The organism is Kosakonia sp. (assembly GCF_032052965.1).
Lineage (GTDB): Bacteria > Pseudomonadota > Gammaproteobacteria > Enterobacterales > Enterobacteriaceae > Kosakonia.
Genome location: NZ_DAMBVN010000013.1, coordinates 1 through 17,915, shown reverse-complemented (window position 1 = coordinate 17,915; position 17,915 = coordinate 1). Strand labels below are relative to the sequence as shown.

At 54.6% G+C, this 17,915-nt stretch carries 16 protein-coding genes and 1 tRNA gene; 1 reads left to right on the top strand and 16 read right to left on the bottom strand.

The window, feature by feature from the left end; genetic code table 11:
- Positions 1–13: 13 nt before the first annotated feature.
- From RTX30_RS15470 to nnr, 15 genes are all read right to left on the bottom strand, one after another.
- On the bottom strand, positions 14–415 hold the full coding sequence (locus RTX30_RS15470) for a DUF2170 family protein (protein ID WP_312691164.1): 402 nt from the start codon (positions 413–415) through the stop codon (positions 14–16).
- 117 nt (positions 416–532) lie between these two features.
- Positions 533–1,267, bottom strand: coding sequence for a 23S rRNA (guanosine(2251)-2'-O)-methyltransferase RlmB (gene rlmB / locus RTX30_RS15465; protein ID WP_312691049.1), 735 nt, complete (start codon positions 1,265–1,267; stop codon positions 533–535).
- Positions 1,268–1,454: 187 nt separating this feature from the next.
- A complete protein-coding gene (gene rnr, locus RTX30_RS15460) occupies positions 1,455–3,890 on the bottom strand; it encodes a ribonuclease R (RefSeq protein ID WP_312691048.1) in 2,436 nt (811 codons plus the stop codon).
- A gap of 38 nt (positions 3,891–3,928) precedes the next feature.
- A complete protein-coding gene (gene nsrR, locus RTX30_RS15455) occupies positions 3,929–4,354 on the bottom strand; it encodes a nitric oxide-sensing transcriptional repressor NsrR (RefSeq protein ID WP_312691047.1) in 426 nt (141 codons plus the stop codon).
- Positions 4,355–4,505: 151 nt separating this feature from the next.
- A complete protein-coding gene (gene purA / locus RTX30_RS15450; protein WP_312691046.1) occupies positions 4,506–5,804 on the bottom strand; it encodes an adenylosuccinate synthase in 1,299 nt (432 codons plus the stop codon).
- Positions 5,805–5,906: 102 nt separating this feature from the next.
- Positions 5,907–6,104, bottom strand: coding sequence for a DUF2065 domain-containing protein (locus RTX30_RS15445; RefSeq protein ID WP_061498457.1), 198 nt, complete (start codon positions 6,102–6,104; stop codon positions 5,907–5,909).
- A 76-nt stretch (positions 6,105–6,180) separates the two neighbouring features.
- Positions 6,181–7,185, bottom strand: a complete 1,005-nt coding sequence (gene hflC, locus RTX30_RS15440) for a protease modulator HflC (RefSeq protein WP_312691045.1) — start codon at positions 7,183–7,185, stop codon at positions 6,181–6,183.
- Between the two features lie 2 nt (positions 7,186–7,187).
- The gene (hflK, locus tag RTX30_RS15435) at positions 7,188–8,444 is read right to left on the bottom strand and encodes an FtsH protease activity modulator HflK (protein WP_312691044.1); all 1,257 of its coding nucleotides are present in this window, start codon (positions 8,442–8,444) and stop codon (positions 7,188–7,190) included.
- An 87-nt stretch (positions 8,445–8,531) separates the two neighbouring features.
- The gene (gene hflX, locus RTX30_RS15430) at positions 8,532–9,812 is read right to left on the bottom strand and encodes a ribosome rescue GTPase HflX (RefSeq protein ID WP_312691043.1); all 1,281 of its coding nucleotides are present in this window, start codon (positions 9,810–9,812) and stop codon (positions 8,532–8,534) included.
- Between the two features lie 76 nt (positions 9,813–9,888).
- Positions 9,889–10,194 carry an RNA chaperone Hfq gene (gene hfq / locus RTX30_RS15425; protein ID WP_312691042.1) on the bottom strand — a complete coding sequence of 102 codons (306 nt, stop codon included), beginning with the start codon at positions 10,192–10,194 and terminating at the stop codon, positions 9,889–9,891.
- Positions 10,195–10,290: 96 nt separating this feature from the next.
- Positions 10,291–11,241 (bottom strand): tRNA (adenosine(37)-N6)-dimethylallyltransferase MiaA, encoded by a 951-nt coding sequence (gene miaA / locus RTX30_RS15420; protein WP_312691041.1) that lies wholly within the window; start codon positions 11,239–11,241, stop codon positions 10,291–10,293.
- Positions 11,234–13,093, bottom strand: a complete 1,860-nt coding sequence (gene mutL / locus RTX30_RS15415) for a DNA mismatch repair endonuclease MutL (protein WP_312691040.1) — start codon at positions 13,091–13,093, stop codon at positions 11,234–11,236. Before mutL ends, miaA begins: the two co-directional genes overlap by 8 nt.
- A gap of 10 nt (positions 13,094–13,103) precedes the next feature.
- On the bottom strand, positions 13,104–14,432 hold the full coding sequence (gene amiB, locus RTX30_RS15410) for an N-acetylmuramoyl-L-alanine amidase AmiB (protein ID WP_312691039.1): 1,329 nt from the start codon (positions 14,430–14,432) through the stop codon (positions 13,104–13,106).
- A 16-nt stretch (positions 14,433–14,448) separates the two neighbouring features.
- Entirely contained in the window at positions 14,449–14,910 is a 462-nt protein-coding gene (gene tsaE / locus RTX30_RS15405; protein ID WP_312691038.1) for a tRNA (adenosine(37)-N6)-threonylcarbamoyltransferase complex ATPase subunit type 1 TsaE, read from the bottom strand.
- Positions 14,903–16,414 (bottom strand): bifunctional ADP-dependent NAD(P)H-hydrate dehydratase/NAD(P)H-hydrate epimerase, encoded by a 1,512-nt coding sequence (nnr, locus tag RTX30_RS15400; RefSeq protein WP_312691037.1) that lies wholly within the window; start codon positions 16,412–16,414, stop codon positions 14,903–14,905. The genes tsaE and nnr overlap by 8 nt, the downstream gene beginning before the upstream one ends.
- 14 nt (positions 16,415–16,428) lie before the next feature.
- Here nnr and queG point away from each other — a divergent pair, with 14 nt between their 5' ends.
- The gene (gene queG / locus RTX30_RS15395; RefSeq protein WP_312691036.1) at positions 16,429–17,568 is read left to right on the top strand and encodes a tRNA epoxyqueuosine(34) reductase QueG; all 1,140 of its coding nucleotides are present in this window, start codon (positions 16,429–16,431) and stop codon (positions 17,566–17,568) included.
- Positions 17,569–17,836: 268 nt separating this feature from the next.
- Here the strand turns inward: queG and RTX30_RS15390 are convergent.
- Positions 17,837–17,912 (bottom strand) — tRNA-Gly (locus RTX30_RS15390).
- Positions 17,913–17,915 lie beyond the last annotated feature (3 nt).

The following is a 17,915-nucleotide window of genomic DNA, read 5'->3' as shown; positions in this document are numbered from 1 at the left end:
CTCCCTGATAATGTTATTGGGCAAAATCATCTGTTAATTCAGCAAGATCTAACGCATTTTCCGCAAGCGTGGTGATTTCCAGCAGGATATCGTCAAGCGAAGAGTTGAGCGACAGCGCGCCAAACGCGACATAGTACTCTTCACCGCCGACCGGCGAAATGCCCACAGAAGATAACGGTAAGAGTTTTTGATTACGCAGCAGGAAAGCGTTAAAAGCATCCTGATGCTTAATTTCGCTCAGCGGGCAGATGTAGGTTTCGACAATGATTTGCCGGGACGTGAGTGATACGTTTAATTGCAAATCGCCGTAATCATCCAGCTTCAGAATTAATACATCGGCTTCACGCTGAATATTTAACGCCAGCGTGGTGGAATCTAATAATGCTGCGCTCAGTGCCTCTACAGTCCATGCCATCATTTATATCCCAATCATTTCATTCAAATTAAAATAAAAGACCTGCAGGCAAATTCTACCAGCCTTAAGGACAAAAAAAACCACCCGAACCAGGGTGGTTTTCCAGGCGAAGCGCGCTTAAAGCCCGCGCTGGCGCACCGCTTCAAACAGGCAAATACCGGTGGCAACGGAAACGTTCAGCGACGATACGCTACCCGCCATTGGAATGCTGATCAGCTCATCGCAGTGCTCACGCGTCAGGCGGCGCATGCCCTCACCTTCTGCGCCCATTACCAGCGCCATGCGCCCGGTCATTTTGCTCTGGAACAGGGTGTGGTCCGCTTCACCGGCTGTGCCGACGATCCAGATATTCTCTTCCTGCAACAAACGCATGGTGCGTGCAAGGTTGGTCACGCGGATAAGTGGCACGTTTTCCGCCGCGCCGCAGGCGACTTTTTTCGCCGTCGCATTCAGTTGTGCCGATTTGTCTTTTGGAACAATTACCGCATGCACGCCCGCAGCATCCGCACTGCGCAAGCATGCGCCCAGGTTGTGCGGATCGGTCACGCCGTCGAGGATCAACAAGAAAGGCTGGTCGAGACTGGCGATCAGATCGGGCAGATCATTTTCCTGATACTGACGGCCGGGTTTTACGCGAGCAATGATACCCTGATGCACCGCGCCTTCGCTTTTCTCATCCAGATACTGGCGGTTGGCCACCTGAATCACCACGCCCTGCGCTTCCAGCGCATGGATCAGCGGCAGCAGACGTTTATCTTCGCGGCCTTTCAGAATAAAAACTTCCTGAAAACGCTCAGGGGCGCGCTCCAGCAGTGCCTGCACCGCATGGATGCCGTAAATCATTTCACTCATTAATGGTACTCAGTTGGGGGCGGCTTACGCCGCGTTATTGGGCCGTGATAGTCATCACCTGGCCTCATTATAACCGACCCATGCCTCAGAACGAACCATCCCCCTCGCTAACTGAGATGCCGTTGTGCTTCATGGCGGACGCGGTGCAGCATATAAAGCCCTTCATTTTCGAAGGGCTTGTTCATGATCACTGAGCGGCTTTCTTTTTCGCCGCTCGTTTTGCTTTGGTGGCAGCGGCGATTTTTTGCGTTTTCGCTGAGGGGTTTTTCGCTTTTTTCGGCTTGCCTTTCCCTGTGTCACCACGGAAGGCACTGTCCGGCTCGAAGTTCACTTTTTTGCCCATCTGGCGGCGTGGCGGTTTTTTGCCAGCCACTTTTTTACCCGTGGCCCCTTTTTTCGCTCTTTCGCGTTCGGTTTTCCCCACATTACGCGGGCCGCGCTCACTGGAGATCAGCGAGAAGTCGATCTTACGCTCATCCATATTGACCGCTTCAACTTTCACCTGCACACGGTCGCCCAGACGATAAGTTTGCCCCCCGGACTCGCCAATCAAGCGCTGACCAATCTGGTCAAAACGGTAGTAATCATTATCCAGCGAGGAAACATGCACCAGGCCATCAATAAACAGATCGTCGAGGCGCACAAAGAAACCAAAGCCGGTAACACTGGCAATTACACCCGGGAAAGTATTACCGACCTGATCCTGCATAAAGTCGCATTTCAGCCAGTCCGACACTTCTCGCGTGGCTTCATCGGCACGGCGTTCGGTCATCGAACAGTGCTGGCCAAGCTGTAACACCTCTTCCATGCTGTAGTGCCAGCCCCCGGTTTCAGTGCTGTTGCCCTTCTGCCCCTGCTCTTTCGCCAGCAGATATTTAATGGCGCGGTGCAAAGACAGATCCGGGTAGCGACGAATAGGCGAGGTGAAGTGCGCATAGGATTGCAACGCCAGACCAAAGTGGCCGCGGTTTTCGGGATCATAGATCGCCTGTTTCATCGAGCGCAGCAACATGGTTTGCAGCATTTCATGATCCGGGCGGTCGGCAATCGACGTCAGCAGCTCGGCATAGTCACGCGGCTCTGGTTTGTTACCGCCAGGCAGTTCCAGCCCCAGCTCCGCCAGCACCGTGCGGAATGCCGTAATCGCATCATTAGTCGGTTTATCGTGAATACGGAACAGCGCAGGTTCACTGGCCTTTTCCACAAAGCGTGCCGCGGAAATATTGGCGAGGATCATGCACTCTTCAATCAGTTTGTGCGCATCGTTACGCTGAGTCTGTTCAATACGTTCAATACGGCGTTCGGCGTTAAAGATAAACTTCGCTTCTTCACTCTCAAAAGAGATGCCGCCACGCTCGGCCCGTGCCTGATCCAGCACTTTATAAAGGTTATGCAACTCTTCGATATGCTTCACCAGCGGGGCGTACTGCTCGCGAAGCTCCTGATCGCCCTGCAACATATGCCACACCTTGGTGTAGGTCAGGCGCGCATGCGAACTCATTACCGCTTCGTAGAACTTAAAGCCGGTTAAACGGCCTTTCGTCGAGATGGTCATTTCGCAGACCATACACAGGCGATCAACCTGCGGGTTCAGGGAGCACAAGCCGTTAGAGAGCACTTCTGGCAGCATCGGCACCACTTGCGACGGGAAGTAGACCGAGGTGCCACGGTTGCGTGCTTCGTTGTCGAGCGCGGTGCCATGACGCACGTAATAGCTCACATCGGCAATCGCCACCCATAAGCGCCAGCCGCCGCCGCGTTTCTTCTCACAGTAGACGGCATCGTCAAAGTCGCGGGCATCTTCACCATCAATCGTAACCAGCGGCAGATCGCGCAGATCTACACGCCCGACTTTCGCTTCCTCCGGTACCTGCTCTTTTAGCCCGGCGATCTGTTTTTCGACTTCCGGAGGCCACTGATAGGGAATTTCATGGGTACGCAGTGCCATGTCGACAGCCATGCCGGTGCCCATATTGTCGCCGAGCACTTCAACAATCTTGCCTACCGCTTTCGTGCGGCGGGTCGGGCGCTGTGTCAGCTCCACCACTACCACATAGCCCATACGCGCGCCCATGATCTCTTCTGGCGGGATCAGGATGTCAAAGCTCAGGCGACTGTCATCCGGCACCACAAAGCCAACGCCAGCGTCGGTGAAGTAACGGCCGACAATCTGGCTGGTTTTGGGCACCAGCACGCGAACAATGCGCGCTTCACGGCGGCCTTTACGATCGGCGCCCAGCGGCTGCGCCAGCACCTGATCGCCATGGATACAGGTTTTCATCTGTTCGCTGGAAAGATAAAGGTCATCTTTGCGGCCTTCTACGCGCAGGAAGCCATAACCATCGCGGTGGCCAATGACTACGCCTTTCAGCAGGTCCAGACGTTCAGGTAAGGCGTAACACTGGCGGCGAGTAAAGACCAGTTGACCATCGCGCTCCATCGCGCGCAGACGGCGACGCAGCGCCTCGTTTTGTTCTTCGCCTGCAATATTCAGTTCGATAGCCAGTTCGTCCCGGCTGGCGGGTTTTTCGCGTTTTGCTAAATGATCGAGGATGAATTCGCGGCTGGGAATGGGGTTGGTATATTTTTCAGATTCGCGTTCGAGGAAAGGATCTTGTGACATTGCGGTTCCTCCGTTGTCAGCTCTGGTGGAAATTTTCGTCATTCCACCAGCAATAATTTGTAAAGCGGTTGATTCTCTTCAACCAAATCGGCAAGCGTGTAGTTATCTAACTCCTTGAGAAAACACTGCACGGCTTTAGCGAGCGCCTTTTTCAGTCGGCAGGCGCTGGTGATGTGACAAAATTCGCTACTGCAGTTGACCAGTGCAAGCGGTTCGAGGGAGCGCACAACATCACCAATCCGGATATCCTGTGCGGGCTTACCCAGACGGATACCGCCGTTTTTCCCACGGACAGCCGCAACATAGCCTTCGCGGCTTAGCTGATTGATTATCTTAACCATATGATTACGGGACACGCCATACGTTTCTGTGACTTCAGTAATGTTGGTCATTTGTCCTTCCGGCAACGACGCCATGTAGATCAGGGCGCGTAAACCGTAATCGGTAAAGCTCGTTAACTGCACATCAACCTCAGTAAGTGGGAAAAGATAAGATACCCGCAGGTATAAACACTATTGATGATAAACCAGCCACCTGTCAGGCCGCTAATTTATTTGAATGGATGGGCGAAAAAAGCGAAGAAACGGGGCGCGATGAACGCGCCCCGGCACAACATTATGCGTCGAACGGATCGCGCAGGATCATGGTTTCAGTACGATCCGGCCCCGTTGAGATGATGTCGATAGGTACACCGGTAACTTCTTCAATACGTTTGATGTAATCCAGCGCTGCCTGCGGCAGACCGCTGCGATCTTTGACACCAAAAGTGGATTCAGACCAGCCCGGCATAGATTCGTAAATCGGCTCAATGCCTTCCCAGTTGTCTGCTGCCAGCGGGGTGGTGGTCACTTCGCGGCCATCCGGCATGCGATACCCCACACACAGTTTCACTTCTTTCAGACCGTCCAGCACGTCCAGCTTAGTCAGGCAGAAACCAGACAGGGAGTTGATCTGTACCGCGCGACGAACGGCAACGGTATCCAGCCAGCCTGTACGACGACGACGACCGGTAGTCGCACCGTATTCATTACCCTGCTTGCACAGGAACTCGCCAATATCGTCGAACAATTCCGTCGGGAACGGACCCGCACCCACGCGTGTGGAGTAGGCTTTGATAATACCCAGTACGTAATCGACATAACGCGGGCCAAGGCCGGAACCTGTCGCCACACCACCAGCAGTGGTGTTGGAGGACGTCACATACGGGTAAGTACCGTGGTCGATATCCAGCAGCGTACCCTGCGCGCCTTCGAACATCACGAAGTCGCCGCGTTTGCGCGCCTGATCCAGCAAATCGGAGACATCCACAACCATCGCAGTCAGGATATCGGCAATCGCCATCACATCGTCCAGCACTTTCTGGTAGTCAACCGCGTCGACTTTATAGAAGTTCACCAGCTGGAAGTTGTGATATTCCATCACTTCTTTCAGTTTGTCGGCAAAGGTCGCTTTGTCGAACAGATCACCGACGCGCAGACCGCGACGGGCGACTTTATCTTCGTAGGCCGGGCCGATACCACGACCGGTGGTACCGATCGCTTTCGCACCGCGCGCTTTCTCGCGCGCAACGTCCAGCGCAACGTGATAGTCAAGGATTAACGGGCATGCTTCAGACAGCAGCAGACGTTCGCGAACCGGGATACCACGGTCTTCCAGTTCTTTCATCTCTTTCATCAGCGCAGCCGGAGACAGCACGACACCGTTACCGATGATGCTGGTTACGTTTTCACGAAGAATGCCTGATGGAATAAGATGGAGGACGGTTTTTTCACCGTTGATTACGAGAGTATGGCCTGCGTTGTGACCGCCCTGGTAGCGTACAACATATTTAGCCCGTTCAGTCAGAAGATCAACAATCTTCCCTTTACCTTCGTCACCCCATTGGGTGCCCAGTACGACGACGTTGTTACCCATTTTTCAAAATCACCGTTTGCTTAAAAATGGATTCTACCACCGCTTTTTTTCAGATTCAGCACTTTTTCCCGGCAAAATGGCTTAAAGATAGGCTCTTTTCCCTCAGCCAATCGTTTTCCTCAACATGTAGTAGATCACCACTCCCGCGACCACAAGCCCACCGCCAAAGCGACGTAAAATATGATCGGGAAGCAGGCTCAGCGAGGCGATCATCCGACGCCACGCTCGTGGGTAGAACATAGGGCCCAGCCCTTCAAACACCAGCACCAACGCCAGGGCAAGCCAGATAGTTGAATTCATTCCTGATCCTTCCAAAAAGAAAACCACCGCCCTGAATCAGGCGGTGGTTTTTATCTTCTAAACCGTTGGCGCTATCTTAGCGCGTCGCGGAACTGGGTGTCTTCATATAACGGAAGAAATCACTGTCCGGGCTGAGCACCATTACATCCTGATTGCTCTGGAAGCTGCTTTCATAAGCGCGCAGGCTACGAATAAACGCGTAGAAATCCGGATCCTGGCTGAAGGCATCCGCGAACAGCTTCGCCGCTTCAGCATCGCCTTCACCACGCAGGATACGCCCCTGACGCTCTGATTCCGCCAGCGTTTTGGTTACTTCGTAATCCGCTGCAGCGCGCAGTTTCTCAGCTTCTTCCTGGCCTTGTGAACGGTGGCGACGCGCAACGGCTTCACGCTCGGCACGCATACGGTTGTAAATCGCTTCGGACACTTCGGTCGGCAGGTTGATCTGCTTGATACGCACATCCACCACTTCGATACCCAGAGCAGCCATACTGTTCGGGTTAATCACCGGCACTTTGCCGTTGGTTTCAGCCTGAACACGCTCTGCCGCTTTAGCAATGGCGTCATCCGCTGCCGGTGTCGACACTTCATCTTCGGTGCCCGCAGAACCCGAGTTCAGCGCATCCCGCACTTCAAGCGTCAGACGGCCACGTGAATCGGTCACAATGTCACGCACATCCAGACGACCAATTTCAGAACGCAGACGGTCAGAGAATTTACGTTTCAGCAGCACTTCCGCCTGAGAGACATCACCACCGCCCGTCGCCAGGTAGTAACGGCTGAAATCGCTGATACGCCACTTGATATAGGAATCGACGATCAGGTCTTTCTTCTCTTTGGTCACAAAACGATCGGCCTGGTTATCCATGGTCTGGATACGGGCATCAAGCATTTTAACCGATTCAATAAACGGCAATTTAAAGTGCAGGCCTGGCTCAAACACCAACGGTTTGTTTTCGTTGTCGCGCAGAACTTTGCCGAAGCGCAGCGAAATACCGCGCTCGCCCTCTTTCACCACGAAAACAGACGTGTAGAGCACTACCAGCACGATGATGATGATCGCGATAACTGACTTACGCATCGTTATTCCCCCTGACGCTGGTAGTCGTTACGCTGCGCGTTAACGCGGCGTTGGTCCATGATGTCTCCCGCCGACGTTGACGGGGCGCTGTTCGCACTGCTGCCAGAAGTAGACGCAGGCGGCAGGCGCAGCAAGTTGTTCGCGCCACTGCTGTCACTCTTTACCGCAGGCGCGTTACCACCTTTCAGCATCTGATCCAGCGGCAGCACCATCAGGTTGCCGCCTTTATCGTTAACCAGCACTTTGCGGGTATGGCTCAGCACTTTTTCCATGGTTTCAATGTACAAACGTTCACGCGTAATTTCCGGCGCGGCTTTGTATTCCGGCAGGATCTTCGCGAAACGGGCCACTTCACCCTGAGCCTCAAGGATGGTCTGCGTCTTGTACGCGCGCGCCTCTTCAAGGATACGCTGAGCCTGACCGTTAGCACGTGGCTGAACTTCGTTGGTGTACGCTTCCGCTTCACGGATGTATTGCTGCTCGTTCTCACGGGCGGCAATCGCGTCATCAAATGCCGCTTTCACCTCTTCCGGCGGGCGCGCTGCCTGGAAGTTCACGTCCAACAGGGTGATCCCCATGTTGTAAGGACGAATCGTTTCTTCCAGTTCACGTTGTGTATCGCTACGGATAACGGTACGGCCTTCCGTGAGGATACGGTCCATCACGTACTTGCCAATCACGCCACGCAGGGCGCTGTCTGTTGCCTGGCGCAGGCTATCATCAGCGCTGGTCACGCTAAACAGGTAACGTTCCGGATCGGTCACACGATACTGAACGTTCATCTCAACGCGAACCACGTTCTCATCAGAAGTGAGCATCACCCCCGATGCGGCCAGTTCACGCACGGACTCAACGTTCACCGCCGTCACGTTATCAATAAAGGTAGGTTTCCAGTTCAGCCCCGGTTCCACCAGATGACTGAACTTACCGAAACGGGTCACGACGCCGCGCTCCGCTTCTTTAATGGTGTAGAAGCCGGTAGCCGCCCAGATAATCACGGCTGCGGCGGCAACGATGCCGACAACACGCCCGCCCACATGGCCTCGCGGGCCAGAAGAACCTGGATTACCGCCGCCGGAACTTTTGCCGCCGCCCAAGCCACCGAGCTTCTTACTCAGTTTGCGGAAGATATCATCCAGATCAGGAGGCCCCTGATCGCGACCACCTTTGTTTCCATTTCCCTCAGAGTTGCCGCCTGGTTTGCTGCTTCCCCACGGGTCGCGGTCTTGTCCGTTGTTACCGGGCTGATTCCACGCCATGTATATGCTCCATATGTGTCTATCGTGCGGTGTATGCCCGAACTGGCGGGCACCCCCAAAGGGGAAAAATCTTCAGGCCTGTGCCGGTCAGACGACGTATTCTTCGAGTGCCGGTTCTTGTTTACAGAGTCGACGCCAGTCGACGATAGGCATGCGCACCTGCATACCGACACTGCCATCGTCTTCCACCCACTCTTTTTCTATTGCCTGAAGCTGATAAAACCGACTTCTCAGACGCCCTTCCTCCGGGGGTAAGCGCAACGTGTGCTGCGCGACTTCCCCGGCAAGACGCTCCGTCAAAGCCTGGAATAACAGTGGTACGCCAACCCCGGTCTGCGCAGAGAGCCAGACGCGGATTGGTTTATTCTCTTCATCCCTATCGATACGCGGCTCAAAATCGTCCAGCATATCGATTTTGTTCATCACTAGCAGCGTTGGGATAGCGTGTGCTTCAATTTCTTCAAGCACGGTGTTCACTGCATCAATGTTTTCCTGCACGCGGACATCTGCGGCATCAATCACGTGCAGCAGCAACGTCGCCTGACGCGTCTCCTGCAAGGTCGCTTTAAACGCCGCGACCAGGTCGTGCGGCAGGTGGCGAATAAACCCTACGGTATCCGCCAGCACGGTTTCACCTACGTCTCCCACGTCAATACGGCGCAGCGTGGGATCCAGCGTCGCAAACAGCTGATCGGCTGCATACACTTGCGCCTCGGTTATTTGGTTGAATAGCGTAGATTTTCCGGCGTTCGTGTACCCTACCAACGAGACCGTTGGAATGTCGGCCTTCGTGCGGGAGCGGCGCCCTTGTTCACGCTGTTTTTCAACCTTCTCGAGACGCGATAAGATCTGGGTAATACGATTACGCAACAAACGACGGTCGGTTTCGAGCTGGGTTTCACCCGGACCGCGCAAACCAATCCCGCCCTTTTGTCGTTCAAGGTGGGTCCAGCCACGCACCAGGCGCGTCGCCAGATGGCGCAACTGCGCCAGTTCAACCTGCAATTTCCCCTCGTGCGTGCGCGCACGCTGGGCAAAAATATCCAAAATCAGGCCCGTGCGGTCGATAACACGACATTCGCACAATCTTTCCAGGTTACGCTCCTGGGCAGGGGTCAGCGCATGATCAAAAAGCACAACGGAAGCACCCGCGGCTTTAACAGCATCCGCAATTTCGATTGCTTTACCTTCGCCTACAAAATACTTGGGGTGCGGTGCTTTACGGCTACCGGTAATCACCTGCATTGCTTCGACACCGGCGGAAGAGACCAGAGATTCAAACTCCTGAAGGTCTTCCATATCTTTGTCTTGCGAAAAATAGATGTGTACCAGTACCGCCTGCTCACCGGCGTCATAACGGTCAAACAAGCGTATAACCCTCAATAAAGATCAGCGGGGAACGCAGATTTTCTGGCTCCCCGATAGAGATAAACAGCATTAAACCTTATTCGGTTTCTTCGCTGTCCTGCTGTGCAGAACCTTGCGCGTTGCTACCGTGATGGTAGTTACTGTTGGTACCGCCGCCGGCATTGTTGCTGTGATGTGAAACCGGACGAGATGGAACAACAGTTGAAATCGCGTGCTTATAGACCATTTGGCTGACCGTGTTTTTCAACAGGATCACGAACTGATCGAAAGACTCAATTTGCCCTTGCAGCTTGATACCATTCACCAAATAAATTGAAACTGGAACACGTTCCCGACGCAGTGCGTTCAGGAACGGATCTTGTAAAGATTGCCCCTTAGCCATTCTATCTTTTCCTTATATGCTTGTTTTGTACTTAGAACCCGAAGGCTCTGAAAACTGCGTAAAAATTCGCGCACGATACGGCCTAATTGTACACATTCACCTTGCGATAGCACTAACAACCTGTAACACGTCATGGTAAGACTTTTCTGGCTTTTCACTCTCTAACCAGTGAACGCCTTCCCATCCGCGTAACCATGTCATCTGCCGCTTGGCGAGTTGCCTCGTGGCGCAAATACCTCGATAAACCATTTCATCGTATGAAATCTCACCTTCCAGATAAGACCACATCTGGCGGTATCCCACACAACGAATGGAAGGCATCTCCGTATGCAAATCTCCGCGAGCAAAAAGCGCCCGCACTTCTGCTTCAAAACCCGAAGCCAACATCTGATGAAAACGCTGCTCAATGCGTTGATGGAGCAGTTCACGGCTCGCCGGGGCGATGGCGAACTGATGCACCTTGTAAGGCAGAGCGTCTCCCGACGTTTGCGTCAGATCTGTTAAAGTTTTACCCGAAATGAAAAAAACTTCCAGTGCCCGGGAAAGCCTTTGCGGATCATTTGGATGAATCCGTGCTGCAGCAACAGGATCAATCTCCCGCAACTGCTGGTGCAACGCTTCCCATCCGCGCTCTGCCGCCTGTTTTTCGATCCCGGCCCTGACTTCAGGATCCGCTGACGGCAAGGGGGATAATCCTTCCAGCAACGCCTTGAAGTAGAGCATCGTACCGCCCACCAACAACGGAATACGCCCCGCATCGGTGATGGCTTTCATTTCCGCCAGCGCATCGCGACGGAAATCCGCTGCGGAATACGCTTGTGCGGGATCGAGAATATCCAACAGCCGATGCGGAGCAGCACGCAACTCGTCGGCGTCAGGCTTCGCGGTACCGATATCCATTCCCTGATAGATTAGGGCGGAATCAACGCTTATCAACTCAACGGGCAAAACTTTACGCAGCTCAATGGCTAATGCTGTTTTACCGGAGGCCGTCGGGCCCATCAAAAAAATAGCCTCAGGCAGGCCAGCCTTACTCACTTCACTCATGTTTCAGGGCGTTCATCGCCATTTGTAAATCAACAGGTTGTAATAAACCATCTGGTGGGGACTTCACCAGATGCGGACAAAGCCGTTCGACGTCGGCCAGCAGGGTTATCGCCTGCGCTATGCTCCATTGCGGATGATCGCTCGCCAGATGACGCGCCAGCCACTGGGCAATATTGGCCGCATGAATGCTTGTCTGCTGCGCCAGGTAGCCTATCAGTTCAGGAATCAAGATTTGTAAATTTTGTTGGCGCAAGGGTAAAGGCACTGCGCGAATGGTCACATGCTGTCCATCAGGCACAAATTCAATGCCCATTTCCCCCAGCACTGGCTGCGCGCGCTTCAAAGCCTCGCTCTCAGCAGCGGAAATTTTTAACCGCACCGGGATAAGCAACGGCTGGCCGCAGGTGGGAGCGTTGGCTGGCGAAAGCTGAGCCTGCCGCAACCAGCGTTCAGCAACCGGGAGCGCCAATAACGCAAGCGTACCGTGGCGTTCAAGCAACGCGAAGTGTGGCGCAATCAACGTTAATACGCGACCAAAGCTCTGACTGTGTCCGTCCAGCGCGGGCGAGGCGGGCGGCGGCGCTTCGCTTTTGCGCTCTGCCAGCGGCGTATCTAACAGCTGCCGATAAAGTGCGCCCTGCTGTTTCTGATAACCGGGCTGCGCATGGGGCCAGGAGGGAGCCGCACCGCCATTACCGCCGCTACGAGGTGCGGGTGCAGCCGTTTCCCTGCGGGGTGCTTCTGGCTCACGGGCAATCAACGGCTCAGCAAACTGATTGCGCCCTGCCGCTACGCGGTTTTCCGGCAGCGTACGCAACACAGGTTCGTTCGCCAGCGGTAACGGCACAGCAAGCTGCTGTTGCAGCACGCTCAGTACGCCCTGGTAGATAAAGTCATGCACCAGGCGTGACTGGTGGAAGCGCACTTCGTGTTTCGCCGGATGCACATTGACATCCACCTGGTGCGGATCGATCTCCAGATAAAGCACAAACGCGGGCTGTTGGTCGGCACCCAGTTTGTCTTCGCATGCCTGACGAATGGCGTGATTGATCAAGCGATCGCGCATCATCCGGCCATTCACATAGCAATACTGGATCTCAGCAAAAGCGGTGGTAGTACTCTTCGGATCAGCTACCCAGCCATGCAAGGCTAAATCACCATGCTGCCATTCGATAGCCAGCGCGTGCTCAAGGAATGCCGTACCGCAAATGGCACCCAGCCGCCGCTCTTGCTGGCCGCCTTTCGCCACTGCACGATACTGACGCACCAGCTTACCGTTGTGACTGAGATTAAGAGTCACATCAAAGCGTGCCAGCGCGATGCGACGGATCACCTCATCAATATGGTTGAATTCAGTTTTCTCGGTACGCATAAACTTACGTCGCGCCGGGGTGTTATAGAACAGGTCTAGCACTTCGAGCGTCGTACCAACCGGATGCGCGGCAGGCTTAACCGTTACCGCCATATCGCGCCCTTCCGCGTAAGCCTGCCAGGCTTCTTGCTGTTCAGCCGTGCGGGAGGTGAGCGTTAAACGGGAAACAGAACTGATACTGGCCAGTGCCTCGCCGCGAAAACCGAGGCTGATGATTGCCTCCAGATCGTCCAGCGAGGCGATCTTACTGGTCGCATGACGCGCCAGCGCCAGCGCCAGTTCCTCTTTTTTGATGCCCGCGCCATTATCGCGGATGCGAATCAACTTTGCGCCGCCGCGTTCAATATCAACATCAATACGCGTTGCGCCAGCATCAAGGCTGTTTTCTACCAGCTCTTTCACTACCGACGCAGGGCGCTCTACCACTTCGCCAGCGGCGATTTGGTTCGCAAGCTGCGGCGGCAGAACCTGAATCGGCATCAAGATGTCCTTAATTAAGCAGACCGCTACCCGGCGCAGCAGCGCTGGCTGTTTGCCCGCCCCCGCTGCGTGGCGCGGATTGCAATGGATGTGCGAGGAAATAGTTACGCAGACCGCTATAAATGGCTTCGGCAATCTGCTGCTGATAGCTGTCGCTCCCCAATAGACGCTCTTCGCCCGAATTACTGATAAATCCGGTTTCAACCAGCACTGAAGGAATGTCCGGGGAACGCAGCACACCAAGGCTGGCATGTTCCGGGCGACGCTTATGCAAGGCCCCCACGCGCTGAAGCTGGCCCAGCATATTGGTGGCGACATCATAACCTACACGCTGAGAATGGCCGAACTGTAAATCGAGCACCGCCTGGCTCAGGTAAGGGTCAGACTGGCTATTTGCCAGCACATCTCCGGCGCCGCCCAGCAGTTCGGACTGCTTCTCATGCTGTTCCAGCCAGCCGGCCATCTCGCTGTTGGCACGGCGGTTAGACAATACCCATACGGAAGCACCTGTCGCGTCGCGGTTTGGTGCCGCGTCGGCGTGGATCGACACCAGGAAGTTGGCGTTCTGTTTGCGCGCCACATCTGACCGCCCCATCACCGAAATAAAATAGTCGCCATCACGCGTCATGACCGGTTTAAACATCGGATCGTCGTTCAGCAGCGTACGTAGCTTGCGGGCAATCGCGATGGTCACGTTTTTCTCTTGTGTCCCACCGGAACCGATCGCGCCAGGATCCTGACCGCCATGCCCGGCATCAATAGCAATGACGACTTTATCGCCGGATACCGCCTGCGCCGCCGGACGGGTTATCGTATTGCTGTTGGTTACGCTGGTAATACGGTCGTTTTCGGAACGAAACGGGTTGCGTCCAGGTTGCGAAGGCTGGACCGGGCGCGCCGTAACGACTGGCGTTTCAGCCCGCTGTACCACCGCTTTTGGCGGCGGGGGCGGAACGTCAGCATCGATCGTAAAGATGACGGTATAACCCGCACCGTTTTGCTGTTTGACCGCCCGGGTTTTGCCATTCTGCGTTAAGTCGACCACCAGACGAATCGATTGATTATCCCTGGCAGTACCGGCCCGAATGCTTTTGACAAGATTGTTACCACTGAACTGCAAAGGTAATCCCTGAATAATGCCGGTCTGTTTGATGTCCAGCGCAACACTGCGTTTGTCCTGTTGCGAAATAGCATAATCAGGATCGCCCATAAAACTGAACGTTATACGAGCCTGGTTATCGCCATTAGATACCTGAATATCCGCCAGGCTTGCCGCACCAGCCTGCGCGCAGAGTAATAATAACGCCGTTGCCAACCAACTTTTCACGCGAGAGATCATCCCGTCACCCTTCCTGTCAACCGGCTATACGCGCCAGTAACGAATCGCCAGATGAGGATACAGCGCTAATGCGCGCCTCACGCCCCTGCGCCTGGTAATCTAAATGAATTTCGACATCCGGGTCAGGCAATACACCCGCACCTTGTTGCGGCCACTCGACCAGGCAAATGGCGTCGTTGGCAAAATAATCGCGGATCCCCATAAATTCCAGCTCCTCAGGATCGGCAAGGCGATACAGATCGAAGTGATACACCATCAATTTATCGAGGGTGTACGGTTCCACCAGCGTATAGGTCGGGCTTTTGACATTTCCGTTATGGCCTAAGGCCTGTAAAAAGCCCCGGCTAAACGTGGTCTTACCCGCGCCGAGGTCGCCATACAAATAAATCACCGTTGCGCCATCGCAGGCCAGCGCGACACGCTTGCCGAGATCCAATGTCGCTTGCTCGTCAGGTAAAGGAATAACTCGATTAATCATCTTTTGTATCAACTACATCCGGGTTAACAACACGCAAGAGCGTGGTAAAAAGATCGGTGGCCAGCATACCGCGCATACCACTCGTTGCCGCCAGCCTATCGGCTGCCGCGCCATGCGCTACACAACCCGCACAGGCGGCATCATACAGGGTTAATTTCTGTGCCAGTTGCGCACCGATAATACCCGACAATACGTCACCCATACCGCCGCTCGCCATGCCAGCGTTACCGGCATCAACAATGCCCATTGCGCCTTCCGCGCTCGCCACTACCGTCCCGGCACCTTTCAGCACCACCACGCCTGCATAGCGTTTAACCAGACGTTGGGCCGCAAGTAAGCGATCGCTTTCAATTTCCGCCACGCTGCAATTCAGCAGACGCGCAGCCTCGCCGGGGTGCGGCGTCAGTACGCGATTGTGACGTTTATCGGGGTTGATTGCCAGAAGGTTCAACGCATCCGCGTCCCAGAGCATCGGTTTGCGAAAATTTTCCACCTTATGCAGCGCTTTTTTGCCCCACTCTTGCTGGCCGAGGCCCGGCCCCACGACCACGACATCGGCCCATTCAAGGCTCTCATCCAGCGTACTGGCCGTCATTTCGTGCACCATAAGCTCCGGGCGGGCAGTTAGCAAGGGTGCAATATTCTCGCGGCGTGTCAGTACCCGCACCAGGCCAGCACCTGCCCGCAGCGCCGCTTCACCCGCCATACGGATTGCTCCTGCCGTGCCATGATCGCCGCCAATGATGAGCAACCGACCATGATCCCCTTTGTGCGATGTGGGCCGTCTCGGGGTAAACCACTGCGCCAGTTGGCTGGCATCGTAACGGGCAAGGGCACTCTCCTGCCCGTTTAGCCAGGCATCAAGCCCAAGGGCACGATGATGCAGTTGACCGACCACATCACGGGCTTTCCCGGTCAGCAGACCAGGTTTGAGAGCAATAAAGGTGACAGTGTGCCGGGCATGGATAACGGCCCCGGGGGTTGCGCCAGTTTGCGCGATCAAGCCAGAAGGAATATCCAGCGACAGTACAGGAGCTGGATGAGCATTAGCCTGGGTGATAAGCCGTGCAACATTGTCGCGCGGTGCGCAAGTAAGGCCGGTACCGAGCAAGCCATCGATAATCAAATCTATCTCTTCCGGCCACAGCACATCCACGGCATGAATAGTACCGCCAGCGTTAAGCCAGGCCTCCCTTGCCTGCGCGGCCTCTTCCGGCAAGGGCTTACTGCTTTCCAGCGCCAGTAAGGTTACCTGCACTCCTGCCGCAGCGGCCAGCCGTGCGACCACATAACCGTCGCCGCCGTTGTTGCCGTGCCCGCAAAGGATCAGCCAGCATCGGGTGTGCGGAAAATGCTTCCGCGCCACGTCAAACGCCGCTTCACCTGCGCGCTGCATTAATTCATAGAGCGTAATGCCAAGGCTATCTGCAGCGTCTTTTTCTGCCTGTCGGAGTGCCTCAGCATGCCAGATGGAGTGTGGTATACTTGCTGCGATTTTCTTCATCTTTATGGTCCGTCATGTCACAGCCCCTCGATCTCAATCACTTAGCGCAACAAATCAAACAGTGGGGCTCTGAACTGGGTTTTCAGCACGTCGGCATTACCGATACCGATCTCAGCGCCTCTGAGCCAAAGCTGCAGGCGTGGCTGGATAAACAATACCATGGCGAAATGGAGTGGATGGCGCGTCACGGTATGATGCGCGCCCGCCCCCACGAACTTCTCCCCGGTACGCTGCGCGTTATCAGCGTGCGCATGAATTATCTGCCTGCACACGCCGCATTCGCCAGTACGCTTAAAAACCCCTCGCTCGGTTATGTCAGCCGCTACGCGCTGGGGCGTGATTATCATAAGTTGCTGCGCAACCGGCTTAAAAAGCTCGGCGAAATGATTTCGCAGCATTGTGCTTCGCTGAATTTTAGACCGTTTGTGGATTCCGCGCCCATTCTTGAGCGCCCGCTGGCGGAAAAAGCGGGTCTGGGCTGGACAGGTAAGCACTCACTTATCCTGAGCCGTGACGCCGGTTCGTTCTTTTTCCTTGGCGAGTTGCTGATTGATTTGCCACTCCCCATCGATACCCCGGTGGAAGAAGGCTGCGGGCGCTGCGTGGCCTGCATGACAATTTGCCCCACCGGCGCGATTGTTGAGCCCTACACTGTCGACGCCCGCCGCTGCATCTCCTATCTCACGATTGAGCTGGAAGGTGCAATCCCGGAAGAGTTTCGCCCGTTAATGGGTAACCGCATTTACGGTTGTGATGACTGCCAGCTTATCTGCCCGTGGAATCGCTATTCGCAATTAACCGAGGAAGAGGACTTCAGCCCGCGCAAAGTCTTGCATGCGCCGGAGTTGATCGAACTGTTCGGTTGGAATGAGGCCTGGTTCCTAAAAGTTACGGAAGGCTCCGCAATTCGTCGTATTGGCCATCTGCGTTGGCTGCGTAATATTGCCGTAGCTCTGGGTAATGCCCCCTGGGATGAGGCCAATATTCGGGCGCTGGAGAAACGGTTAGGTGAGCACCCACTTCTTGACGAACATATACAATGGGCGATTGCGCAGCAAATCGATAAGCGAAAAGCCTGCATTATTGAAGTACAAACGCCGCAAAAACAACGCCTGGTACGGGTGATTGAAAAAGGCCTGCCGCGCGATGCGTAAATCGTCCACAGCTTGTGAATAAAATAAAAAACACATTGCGATTCAACGTCAACAAAATCGTCAAGCGATCGCGTTAACACTTTCCAATGTTAATTTATTAAGATTTTTCAGCACGTTAAACAGAGACTATTTACCCAGCGAAGCAATGATTATGTTGCGAATGAAAGCGCAGCCTGTGGATAAGTCTGTTCACAATGATTTTCAGAAGACAATAAAAAACGCCCCCAACGAGGATTCCCGCTGTGGATAATTTTTTGATGTGAAAATTTGGAGCGGGAAACGAGACTCGAACTCGCGACCCCGACCTTGGCAAGGTCGTGCTCTACCAACTGAGCTATTCCCGCATA